The sequence below is a fragment of the Paenibacillus sp. sgz302114 genome (genome assembly GCF_056120345.1).
This window is the reverse complement of the sequence record NZ_JBVYOI010000002.1, coordinates 237293-249593: the sequence shown is the minus strand read 5'-3', so window position 1 is coordinate 249593 and position 12301 is coordinate 237293. Positions and strand designations below refer to the sequence as shown.

Here is a 12301-nt window from a genome sequence, read left to right as displayed (position 1 = left end):
TAGAGTGTCATTAAAGTTTTTTATCAATTGTGCAAATTGTCGGGCTGTGTATAAACGTATCCACAATATCCTCATTGAGTTTCCTCAGTATTCGACGATTACACACAAGTTGCACACATGCTGTCCACACAGGGATGTGGATAATCGGAACGCTTGTTCCATCCTCTTTGGACATGCTAAGATGAATTTGGAATTAAGAGGAAAGGAGTTGAGCGATATGGACCAGCTGTCTGACGAGCTGTTGCTTGATGCGTTCCAAACGGCGAACAAGTATAACTTGGATCAAGAATTTATCCAGCTATTGAACGCCGAGATCAAGCGCAGACAAATTAATGCGGAAGGCTACCTCCACACTGCTTAAACCTACTCCTCGTCCTCGCACGATTATGGCCATTTCGAAATATGTACCTCATACGTAGCCGAACAGTTAGGACAATAGACAACATGACTACAGTTATTCCCTACAAACGACAATGATGGAATCGTCTCGCTATTGGTAATCGTGTCAGGCTGATAAGGTGCATATGGACCGGTGAAATCGTCAAGCCGTCCACAATCTTCAGTTTGTAAGGAGCATACGGGGCAAAGCGCATAGAGCTGCTCCAATCCGTTACAAATGGGACATAACATATAGAAAAGGGTACCCTCCTTTGCCACCTGTGAATGGTTCATTTCAAGATCGGCTAAAGTCTAGGATACCCTTTTTATTTTGAAAATCATCCGCTGTCACGCTGTAATGGTTAAAGCTTCATGCTGCTGCTATGACCTGGCGAGAGCTTCGCGGTCGGATCTACATACACCTTCGCATTGTTAATCGCAGTCGGCGCTTCGCCGAACCCGACGGCAATCAGCTTCAGCTTGCCTGGATAGGTCGTAATATCGCCTGCTGCGAATATACCCGGCACACTTGTTTCCATTCGGGAATCTACTATGATTGATCCGTTGTCGATCTCAAGTCCCCATTCCGCTATAGGACCAAGGGAAGATACGAACCCGAAGTTAACGATGACGGCATCAACGGGCAGCTCCTTCTTCTCGGCAGTCTTTCCGTGCTGCAAAGTGACAGATGCAATCTCGTCCGAGCCGTTCAATGAGATCAATTCATACGGGGTAAGCACGTTCACTTTGGAATTCTTCAAGTTCTCCACACTATGCTCATGAGCTCGGAATTTATCCCGCCTGTGTACGAGAGTGACACTTGCTGCAATCGGCTCCAGCATCAGTGACCAATCTACAGCCGAATCGCCACCACCGCTTACCATCACATGCTTGCCCTGAAACTGACTGAGATCATTAATGAAGTAATACAAATTCCGCTTCTCGAATTTGGCTGCCTCAGCAAGCTCCAGACGACGAGGCTCGAAAGCGCCAACGCCAGCCGTAATGATAACCGCTTTGGCATAATGTACGGTTTTGTCAGTCACAATCTCGAAGTCGCGTTCGTCCCGCTTGTTCACGGAAATAACCTTTTCCTCTAAATGAATTTCCGGCTTAAACATATCCATTTGCTTCTTCAACTGCTCAACTAATTCTCCAGCGGTCACTTTCGGAAACCCGGCAACATCATAGATGTACTTCTCAGGATAGATAGCGGCAAGCTGTCCGCCCAGCCCAGGCATGCTTTCGATAATTTTTACGGAAGCTTGGCGCATGCCGCCATAGAAAGCGGCGAACATACCGGCAGGACCTCCGCCAATGATCACGATATCGACGACTTGTGCAGGAGCAACAGAACTAGACATGAGTAACACCTCCGAAATGAAATTCAGGAACCCGTGTTTCAGCGCTAGACAACTGGATAAATCTTCTTGTACATTATATCGTTTCGACAAGCCTCGGGGAAATAAGAAAATTGGATGTTGTTCTAAATATTTTCGTATATTTTACCCTTGAACTTTATTGAAAAAGTTTGTAAACTGTGAGGTATTAGTATCGGTTTTTCGAACTGGACACAGACTTTTCATAAAAGCACGACTCGGGTTACACACTAACATTATTCATTGTCAGTGTTTGTGTAATTTTTCACAATGTTATGAAAAAGACAAAGAAATCACGAATGGATGGGATTCTGCGATGAGCAACATACCGAAAATTGTTATTCTAGGGGCCGGTTACGGCGGTGTTTTGACCGCACTTCGTCTTCAGAAAGAACTGAACTACAACGAAGCTGACGTAACACTCGTGAACAAGCATGATTACCATTACTTCACGACACATCTTCACATGCCAGCTGCGGGCACAGACAAGACAGAAAACGCACGTGTTAGCATCTCCAAGCTGATTGACGAATTCAAAATCGACTTCGTTAAATCGACAGTCGTACAAATCCGTACGCAAGATAAGAAAGTTATTCTTGAAGACGGTACGCTTTCGTACGATTATCTCGTAATCGGCCTTGGCGGCGAGCCTGAAACGTTCGGTATCCCAGGTATGCTTGAATACGCAATGAACATTCGTTCGATTAATTCTGTTCGCTTGATCCGCGAACACATTGAGTACCAATTCGCACGCTTCAAGCGTGAACCACACCGTACAGATTACCTTACTTTCGTTGTCGGCGGCGCTGGCTTCACAGGTATCGAATTTGTCGGTGAGCTGGCAGATCGTCTTCCAGAGCTTTGCAAGCAGAACGACGTTGATCCTTCGCTTGTAAAGCTTTACAATATCGAAGCTGCTCCAACAGCGCTTCCTGGCTTTGATCCAGAGCTCGTTGAGTATGCCATGCAAGTACTGACGAAGAAAGGCGTAACATTCCGCATCGGCACACCGATCAAAGAATGTACTCCCGACGGCGTTATCGTTGGCGACAACGAAGAAATCAAAGCAGCTACAGTTATCTGGGCAGCTGGCGTTCGCGGTAACCGCCTGATCGAAGAAGCAGGTATCGAAGTTATGCGCGGCCGCGTTAAAGTTGACGAGTCGCTTCGCGCTCCAGGCCATGAGAACATCTACATTGTTGGCGACAACTCCCTGATGTTCAATCCGGAAGGCCGTCCGTACCCGCCAACAGCTCAAATCGCTATGCAACAAGGCGTAGTTTGCGCGCATAACCTGGTTGCTTCGATCCGTAACCAACCGCTGAAGAAATTCGAATTCAAGAACAAAGGTACTGTTGCCTCCCTTGGAAAAGGCGAAGCAGTCGGTCTTGCGTTCGGCAAGAAATATAAAGGCAGCGTAGCGGCAATGCTGAAGAAAGCAATCGACATCCGTTACCTGTACATCATCGGCGGTATTCCACTCGTTGTTAAAAAAGGTAAGTTCCTGTAATGAGACACTGCAGCGTGCAGGTTCGAGGGTTACTGACGCGTGAGGAGCTAGATCGCTACAATGCGCTGATGGAAGTTGGCTCTTACTTGGAGTCGCAGAACCGTTACGACTTGGTATATACGGTGCAGAAGGAAGTGGATATTCTTATTCTTCCGGGCATTGAACGGTTGAAGGAGAAGGGCCGCGAGCGCGACCGGCAGACGGAAGCGTACTTAGAGATGAAACGTCTACTCGAAGAGGATGACGAGGCTTAAATAATAAAGCGGATGGAGCGTCTGGGAAGACGTTACATCCGCTTTTTTTATAATGCGACAAGCCAGTGCAAAGTGGCCGAAGAGTCGGTATGGAGTTGGAACAGCGATAGCGCTCGCCTTTGTAGGCGGATATACTTCATATTAAAAATTACATTCCAATATATCCGACTACAACAGCGAGTGGAAACCCATACCGACCGAAGGCTACGTGCATCCACTGGTTCCCTAGATGCTGAACAGCTGCTGAAGCTTCTCGTCTGTGATGCGATTGCCGACGTAGAATTCACCGAATTCGCCGAAGCGCGCGCTTACTTCATCGAAGCGCATTTCATAGACAAGCTTCTTGAATTGAAGCGCATCTTCTGCGAACAGCGTAACGCCCCACTCCCAGTTGTCGAAGCCAACGGAGCCTGTAATGATTTGTTTCACTTTGCCCGCATACCCACGGCCGATCATGCCATGGCTGCGCATCATGTTGCGGCGCTCTTCCATGCTGAGCATGTACCAGTTGTCGTTGCCTTCGCGGCGCTTGTTCATCGGGTAGAAGCAGATGTGGTTCCATTTTGGCAGAATCGGCTTCAATCTTGCGAGAATTTCCGGACTTTGCATCGGGTCTGTTCCCGGAGGCGCCATGTAGTTGCTCAGCTCCACGATGCTCACGTACGAGTGCGCCGGAATAGTGAATTGTGCGAAGGTTGTCTTATTGAACGCATTCTCGATGGCATTCAGTTCTTCGAGCGTTTCACGCAGGTGCATCAGGACGAAATCCGCCTTCTGCCCTACGATGGAATAGAAAGCGGTGCTGCCTTGTTTATTATCTTCAACGGACTGCCATTCAGACAGGAAGGATTGAAGCTCGTCCAGTGCAATGGCACGCTCTCCTTCGTCTGCTAATTTCCAAGCCGTCCAGTCAATTGTGCGGAAATCATGCAAGGCGTACCAGCCTTCCAGCGTTTGAGCTGCTTCACTCATCGGTATCTCTCCTCTATAGGTGTAATTGTCGTCTACATTGTAACGTAATGGAACAAAGGAGAGCAAATGACGGACTTGTGACAACAGCTGTGAATGAATTGACTTCCTCGAAGCCATCTACTACACTTATTCGTAGCGAAAGGGGAATCAAGCAAGGCATGAACGGTGACGTTAATATTCTACAGCTTATTATTGCAACGGTATTGTTTTTTGTAATGGTGTTCGGTATCGGATTTATATTGAACATGCTGCTCAAAACAACCTTTTTCCCGATTTATCTATATGTTCTGGTAGGGATTCCAATCTTCATCTGGCAAACGTGGGATAAAACGAAGACGTTTGCGGACAACTTCTCCGCCTTTACGTTCGTCGATATTGTTCCAGCAATCGGAGCGCTCATTGGCGCATACGTAAGCGGTGTGACGATTCGGGCATTACGGCGTGGCGGATACAAAATGTTCTAAGATGAAATTACAGACGGCAAGGCCATACTAAGGATCAAACGAAGAAAGCTAGCTGACTTTAAGCTCCGCAGCTGCAGCTTTCGAAGAGCCGAGGTGATGTGCATTGCCGTTTTTTCAATTGGGCTTGCATTATGAACGTACTGGCAAGGATAATGGGGGGCCGCCGATCTTAACGGTTCATCCGCCTTGTCTGACAAGCCGCCTATTCGTCCCGCTCGGGGAGAAGCTGGCAGGCGATAGTGAGCTGATTAGGTTCGATATCCGTGGACATGGCGCAAGTAACGCAGGGAGCGGGAAGCTTACGATTGGCTTAATTGCCGAGGATATGCGGCAGCTGCTCGACGAGCTTGGTGAGAAAACCGCCTATCTATGCTCGTATGGCGCAGGGTCGTTCCCCCTGTTGACGGCGCTGCTGACGTATCCGGAGCGATTTATCGGCGGCATCCTCATTAATGGGACAGCTGGCTATACCGACATTGTAACCCGCTCGAAGCTGCAGGCTTCTTACATTTCAAGCAGGCTTGCTCCAAAAGATCCGATTGCGTACCATTCTGCACTTGGCGAAGCGGGGAGCAAAGCGGAGGTTCAAGCGCTCTACGAGGAAGCGAAGCAGGGAGATGCGGCCGAATGGCGGGAGTATACGGCAGCATGCTTGGACAGCTCCGTGCAGAAGCGGCTTAGTCAGCTTCGGCAGCCGGTGCTTCTTATCTATGGAGCAGAGGATCAGGTCAGTCAGCATTATGCCAGTGCGCTGCGGAAGAGACTGAAGAATTGTGAGCTGTACGGTATTAAAGGAGCGAGTAAGCAGCTGCTTATGAAGCATCCATCTACCACTGCTTTTATCATATCGCAGTGGATTGATAAGCAGGAGCATCCGGAGCTTGCCGATACGTTCGAGGAACGGTCAGCGCTCCTGGAAGAGCTCGTGAGCCATGGCGTTATGGAAGGATTAAATGAGGATTATCATCCACAGCACTAGAGCACAGTCAGGACTTCATAATAAGTTCCCTCGAGAGGGGGAATTTTCTTTTTTTTCTGCGGCTTATCCTATGGTAAACTAGTAGAAAGAATAAAAGGCGGATGGAGTCGGTAGTGAGATGCGGATTGGAAGCTTACATCAATTTACTGAGCATCATCGTTATTATACCTTTCGCGATTTTTCGTTGAGTGCAGTCGATCGCAAAATGATCGCGCTCATCTATCAATCTATGATTGGCGCATTCGCAGCAGGCTTGTACCAGCTGCTTTATCAGCAGGCAGCTGATGACAAGGTCGGCTATTCGCCGCTTGCACCGCAGAGGAAGCTGCTGCTTGGCCTTGGGTTAGAGATGAGCGAGCGCAGCAGGCAGGAGCTTGTTCTTCATGCTTCGCGGCTGGAAGCGGTCGGGCTGCTGCAAGTATCGAAGCTCGGTGTGCTCGATAATGATGATGTTGTTTATGAATATGAACTTATTAAGCCTTTATCGCCGGATGAGTTTTTCGGAAGCCCGCATCTGACGATGCTGCTGCGTGATAAAGTTGGCAAGCATTCCGTTATTGCACTGCGGGAATGCTTTTATGCGAAGGAAGATGATGAGCTCGCAAGCGCTGAGCTGCAGCGGGAGAACATTACGGTGCCGTTCTACGAGCTATTCCGCTTGAATACGCAAGGCATTGATCTTGAGCTGGAGCAGGCGCTTACCGAAGTAGCGCCGGCAAGGCAGCCAGCACCTAAGCCGCCAACACTGGAGACAGCAGGGATCCAGTATGGCGATATTATTATGCGGTTCCCGCGCAACTCGGCGAACCGTCAATATGTGGAGCGTCTGCGCGGAGATCAGGAAGCGATTGCGCAGCTCAATTACATCGCGTACAAATATAACTTGGACGCGGCTGATCTAAGCCGATTGCTCGATGAAGACAACATCTTTACGAGCAAAGGCGAGATGCTTATTGATGAGCTGCAGCTGCGGGCGAATCAGATGTACCGCCAGGACCGCAAGCGAACGGACGAACGCCAGCGGATGTACGGTAGAATGTCCGCTGCGAAGGCGGAGAATGAGCAGACGGATGATGGCAGCGACGATATGCCGGATGAAGTGGCGGTTCAAGCTGAATATTATATGGAAGTGCCTGCGCAGCTGGCAGGCCGGTGCGACATCCACCAGTACAACATGCTCATGCGGAACGAGCCGCATACCCGATTTATTGCGCGTTTCTTCCCAGGAGCAGTACCGGAGTGGCTCATTCGCGTATTTGAAGTCATCGATCATAATTATCGTTTGCAAGGTGCAGTCATTAACGTCCTCATTCATTATGTTCTTGGTTTTAACGACGCGCAGCGCGTGACGAAAGCTTTTATTGATACCGTAGCTTCAAACATGCTGATGAAAGGCATCGATTCCTTCGAAAAAGCCGTCGGCTACGTGCGCGATCAGGTGAAAGTCGAAGCGGATAAAGAACGCCGCCGCGAGGGTGGCATCGGCGCGGCGAATGCTTCTTCGGGAGCGCCGCGGAGTCAGCGAGGCGGCTCGCAGCGAGGCGGCGGGACTCGTAAGCCATCTATTCCGATCATGCCCGAAGCGCCAAGCGGATCGCCGCTGTCGGCGGAGGAGATGGAAGAGATTCGGTTGATGGCACGTAAATTAGATGGTAAAACAACGTAAACAAGAGGTGAGGCCCATATGGCGATGGAATCGCTAGGCGACCTGTTAAAGCGAATGCCAGGCGGCAGCAATGCGCTGCGTCAAGCCGACAAGCTGATGGAAGATTTGCTGGCTGACCCGTTGGTCGGGCTGCTTCGCAATAAGTATCCGGAGCTGGATGATGAAACCATCCGGCTTAATATGAACAAGATTTATCAATGTACGAAAGAATACCGCAACTGCTCGAATTGTCCGGGACTTGACGCTTGCCCGAATGATTTTGAAGGGCATTATACGGAGCTGTCCTGTGAACGCAACGGTTCGCTTATTCAATTGAATGACCGCAAAGTATCCTGCAAGAAGCTGCTCGCAAAACAAGGCGAGAACAAGATTCGCAGCCGGATTCGCAGCTTCTATGTAGATGACCGCGCGCTGTCTCAAGGCTATTCCGCGGATGAAATCGTGTCTAAGGATGTAGAGCGAATGAAAGCGGTCGGTCAATTGATGCGCTATATCAACATCACGAAGGAGAAGGGCTTGCAGCAGGAAGGGCTGTTCATGACAGGCTCGTTCGGCACGGGCAAAACCTTCCTCATGTGCTATATGCTTCATGAGCTTGCGAAGGCAGGATTCACGGGAGCGATCGTATATATGCCGGAGTTCGTGGAAGACTTGAAGTCCCTTATGATGGAGCCGCTCAAGCTGAAGGAAACCGTCGATCTGATGAAAGAGACCGATCTGCTCATCTTCGATGATATCGGCGCGGAGAATTTGAACCCATGGGTGCGCGATCATGTGCTTGGTTCCATTCTTAATTACCGGATGAATCGCAAACCGACGTTCTATACGTCGAACTATGGACTCGATGCGCTGGAGCAGCATTTCAGCTTTACGAACAAGGATGGCGATGAGCTTCATAAAGGACAACGGCTTATGGATCGCGTTCGTCCTTATGTTGAGCTTGTCCATGTTACAGGTCATAATAAGCGCGGGCGCTAACTGTACTTTGAGAGCCGGAAGCAGCAGCTTCCGGCTCTTCGTACAGGTTATTGCTTCTATTAATAAAAGGAAATCGTTTGACTAAAGTGCCATTTTCCGACAAATCATTTACGGGATAAATAATATAATATAATATATTCAATAGATTTAGCGATCGGTTCCTTTCATTGTTTAGAGGAGGCGCAGTTGATGTACTCAATGCTTATCGTTGACGACGAGAAATGGGTTCGGCAAGGGCTGAAACAGACCATCGATTGGCAAGCTCACGGTATTGAGCTGTGGGGCGAAGCGCAGAATGGCGAGGAAGCGTTTACATGGCTTTCTAGAAGCAGACCCGATATTCTCATCACCGATATTAAGATGCCAGGTATGGACGGCTTAACCTTGCTCGAACACATTAATAAACAGAAGATGCACACGAAGGTAATCATCATGAGTGGTTACAGTGATTTCTCATATGCACAGAAAGCAGTAAGATGCGGAGCTTACGGATACGTGCTGAAGCCGGTCGAGGAGCACGAGCTGCTTGAGATTGTTCATAAATGCGTGGAAGACTTGGAGAATGATTCTAAGCAAGCCAGCATCCTCGAGGAAATGCAAGGTCAAATTCGTGAAAGCATGCCTCTGGCAAGACAGAGATATCTTGAGCAGTTGTTGCGGGGGGAAAGCACCCCGAACATCGGTGATGCGGAGAATATTTGGCGCGCATTGAAGCTGTCCATGAATCCTGAAGAAATACAAGTCGCAGTTGTTCGCGTTCACGACTGGGGAATTAAAGGAGAAGCGAGGAGCAGCAGAAGCTCTATGCTTTACGCAATTGGGAACATCGCCGAAGAATTGTTAAAGGGCAAAGGATATCGCTCGTTCTTCTGCAAGCTAAGCGACGAAGATGGAGATGCTGCGCTCGTATTTTCACCGGAATTGGGAGCGGGCTTTGATAAGAAAACGATTGTGCCTTCCGTCTTGCTGGAGGTGCTTGAGGAGAGCAGCCGATTATTGCAAGTGACCGCAAGCATTGGCCTTAGCCGTAACGTTGGATGGGATAAACTTTCAAATGCTTATACCGAAGCTGTCTATGCTTGCAGCTATTCGTTCTTTAAGGGTAAGGGCAAAATTTATGACAGCGAGCAGCTTCCGCCACTTCGAGCCGATAATGAAATTCCATCGGTAGTTCCGAGTCCAGAATGGGAAAACCGAGTCACGCATGCGATTAAAGTTGGTGACAACGAATTAATCAAACAAACAGCGTTAGAACTCCAACAGCATATCGAGGGGATTATTCCCAAGTATGCGCCTTTGCATATCATTCAAGGTTTGCGAATATTGCTGGCCAATATGTTCTTCAAGCTGAAAGGCTGCCTTAATAAAGAGGAAGCAGTCGAACGAAGCACACTCAAGGAATTGCTTCCGAACAGCTTCCAATTAGAGAGCTTGAGCACCCAACTAGTCGATGAATTATTGAAGTGGAGCACGAGAATCCGAGAAACGGGAAGTCGCTCCAGAATTGTCGAGTTGGGGCTTGAGTACATTGGCAAGCATTTCACAAGACAATTCACTTTGCAGGATGTTTCCAATCACCTTTATGTGAACGCTTCCTACTTCAGTAGGCTGTTTCATGAGGAAGTAGGAGAGACGTTCGTTCGTTATGTAGCGGGCATGCGCATTACGAAAGCAAAGCAGCTTCTGAAAGGCACGACGATGAAGATCTATGAAATCGCTGATGAGGTCGGATACAACGATTTCCGGCATTTTGTAAAAACATTCAAAGAAATTGTAGGGCTTACACCTACGCAGTACCGGGATAGTGTCTAGCCAGAACAACAATGGGGCTGAGCGAACATGAGATTTTTGCAGCGCGAAGTTTTTTGGAATTCAATTGGATTTAAAGTGTTTGTGCTCTACTTTGTTTCAATGTCGCTTACTGTTGCCATAATGGGTTTTCTATCCTTTACGAAATCGACATCCGTAATTCAATCGAATGCTGGGTCCATTGCGCTTCAGACGATCGAACAAGCGGAAAAACGATTGCAGATGATCTTGGAAGAATATGATAATCGTTCGCAGATGATACTCGGATATCAAGACCTTCAGAAGGGAATAACAGGGGGCTTCACCGATTATTACGATCGAGTTAGAAATACGACTACGATCTCAAACTTCATCACGAATTTGGTCAATTCCAAGAACGATACGGTCAGCATGAACATCATCGGCAATTACGATACCTCATATCGTTATTCCATCATTACATCCACAGGGTTTACGGTGCTGCCTAAAGCAGATCCGTCGTTGTGCCAGCAGGATTGGTGCCGCCGAATTGTTGAGGCTGATGGGAAGGTTGTCAGATTTGGAATCGGATACTCCTTCATGCCGATCAACAGCCCGAATTACGAGAATACGCCCGTATATTCTTTCGGAAGAGCGCTTAAGAATCTTCAAGGCCGAGGAGAAGTTATCGGCGTTCTACTGTACGAAATTAATCCGGAAGAGATCGAGAAGATACTCCGTGAGATTGATTTCAGTACTTCCGGCAATACATTCATTATGAAACGATCTGGCGATATTATCGCGCAAGATCCGGGAACGACTCTGCCTAGGGAGTTGTCGGAGCTGTCGTTGCCTAAGAATGCTCAAGGCACTTATAGTGCTCGCATCCAAGGTGAGGATAAGCTGATCGTATACCGGGAGATGGAAGGAACGGACTGGTTATTGGTCGGCATGGTGCCGATGAAGAATCTAGTCAAAGATACCCGGCAGATCAAGACGTTTACCGTTTATCTTGCACTCGCATTTGTCGTCGTAGCGATCATCTTGTCCTTTGTCGCGGGACGATTCGTTCACAGGCCTGTGTATACACTGATGTATTACATGAAGAAGGCTCGGGAAGGGGACTTTGATGTGAAGATCCCCCGCAGCCGCAATGATGAATTCGGCATCTTGTTTGAAAGTTTTAATGTCATGCTGTTTCGCATCAAGCAGCTGATTGATGAATTGTACGTCCAGCGGCTCTTGAAGAAGGAAACGCAATTGAAAATGCTTGCCTCGCAGATCAACGCGCATTTTATTTATAACACGCTTGATTCCATTCACTGGATTTCGCGCATCTACAAGATTGATACGATCAGCACGATGATTTTCGGCTTATCGAAGTATTTGCGGCTAAGTTTAAGCGATGGCAGAGAGTTTGTTACGGTAGATGAAGCTGTTGAACTGGTGGAGAGCTACTTATCTATTCAGAAGGCGAGATATGAAGATAAGTTTACAGTGGAAGTTGTTGTAGACCGTTCGGTCAAGTACAACAAAGTGTTAAAGTTTCTGTTCCAACCCATCGTCGAGAATGCGATCTATCATGGAATTGAGAACTTGACAGGAAAAGGCGAGCTTCATATTTCTTGGGCGCAGCAAGATTCCGGACTATTGTTTACGGTACGGGATAACGGGGTAGGAATACCTGAGGATCAACTGGAACAGATTAGAAGCACACTCGAGCAAACCGATATTAGAGAGAATTTCGCATTACGGAATATTAACGCGCAAATTAAATTGACATATGGGACGGAATACGGGCTTACGCTCGAAAGTGAAGTTGGCGTAGGGACTTGTGTTAGTATGTTTATCCCCCTTGTTGATTAAAGAAACAAAAAAAGCTACTAAATCTCAAATCCCGCCACTTTTTCCGGAGTGTTGGAAACGTATACAATATTGAGGGAGGTCCATAGTG

Annotated in this window: 11 protein-coding genes; 9 read left to right on the top strand and 2 right to left on the bottom strand. The window is 48.0% G+C overall.

Annotated features, from left to right (window positions below):
• Nucleotides 1-217 precede the first annotated feature (217 nt).
• Nucleotides 218-361, top strand: coding sequence for a sporulation histidine kinase inhibitor Sda (gene sda, locus AC0LWF_RS06165; RefSeq protein WP_474650681.1), 144 nt, complete (start codon nt 218-220; stop codon nt 359-361).
• A 379-nt stretch (nt 362-740) separates the two neighbouring features.
• Here the strand turns inward: sda and AC0LWF_RS06160 are convergent, their stop codons facing one another.
• Nucleotides 741-1742 carry an NAD(P)/FAD-dependent oxidoreductase gene (locus tag AC0LWF_RS06160; RefSeq protein WP_474650680.1) on the bottom strand — a complete coding sequence of 334 codons (1002 nt, stop codon included), beginning with the start codon at nt 1740-1742 and terminating at the stop codon, nt 741-743.
• Between the two features lie 331 nt (nt 1743-2073).
• Here AC0LWF_RS06160 and AC0LWF_RS06155 point away from each other — a divergent pair, with 331 nt between their 5' ends.
• Entirely contained in the window at nt 2074-3267 is a 1194-nt protein-coding gene (locus AC0LWF_RS06155; protein ID WP_474650679.1) for an NAD(P)/FAD-dependent oxidoreductase, read from the top strand.
• Nucleotides 3267-3521 (top strand): hypothetical protein, encoded by a 255-nt coding sequence (locus tag AC0LWF_RS06150; RefSeq protein WP_474650678.1) that lies wholly within the window; start codon nt 3267-3269, stop codon nt 3519-3521. Before AC0LWF_RS06155 ends, AC0LWF_RS06150 begins: the two co-directional genes overlap by 1 nt.
• A 225-nt stretch (nt 3522-3746) precedes the next feature.
• Here the strand turns inward: AC0LWF_RS06150 and hemQ are convergent, their stop codons facing one another.
• On the bottom strand, nt 3747-4493 hold the full coding sequence (hemQ, locus tag AC0LWF_RS06145) for a hydrogen peroxide-dependent heme synthase (RefSeq protein ID WP_474650677.1): 747 nt from the start codon (nt 4491-4493) through the stop codon (nt 3747-3749).
• A 158-nt stretch (nt 4494-4651) separates the two neighbouring features.
• Between hemQ and AC0LWF_RS06140 the strand changes: the two genes are divergently transcribed.
• The 6 genes from AC0LWF_RS06140 (at nt 4652) to AC0LWF_RS06115 (ending at nt 12213) form a co-directional block, all read left to right on the top strand.
• Nucleotides 4652-4957: a YuiB family protein gene (locus AC0LWF_RS06140; RefSeq protein ID WP_474650676.1), complete on the top strand. Its 306-nt coding sequence runs from the start codon at nt 4652-4654 to the stop codon at nt 4955-4957.
• 103 nt (nt 4958-5060) lie between these two features.
• A complete protein-coding gene (locus AC0LWF_RS06135) occupies nt 5061-5936 on the top strand; it encodes an alpha/beta fold hydrolase (protein ID WP_474650675.1) in 876 nt (291 codons plus the stop codon).
• Nucleotides 5937-6054: 118 nt separating this feature from the next.
• Nucleotides 6055-7602: a replication initiation and membrane attachment family protein gene (locus AC0LWF_RS06130; protein ID WP_474650674.1), complete on the top strand. Its 1548-nt coding sequence runs from the start codon at nt 6055-6057 to the stop codon at nt 7600-7602.
• 24 nt (nt 7603-7626) lie between these two features.
• Nucleotides 7627-8580 carry a primosomal protein DnaI gene (dnaI, locus tag AC0LWF_RS06125; RefSeq protein WP_474651207.1) on the top strand — a complete coding sequence of 318 codons (954 nt, stop codon included), beginning with the start codon at nt 7627-7629 and terminating at the stop codon, nt 8578-8580.
• 189 nt (nt 8581-8769) lie between these two features.
• On the top strand, nt 8770-10392 hold the full coding sequence (locus AC0LWF_RS06120; protein WP_474650673.1) for a response regulator transcription factor: 1623 nt from the start codon (nt 8770-8772) through the stop codon (nt 10390-10392).
• Between the two features lie 27 nt (nt 10393-10419).
• A complete protein-coding gene (locus AC0LWF_RS06115; protein WP_474650672.1) occupies nt 10420-12213 on the top strand; it encodes a sensor histidine kinase in 1794 nt (597 codons plus the stop codon).
• The last annotated feature ends 88 nt before the right edge of the window (nt 12214-12301 follow it).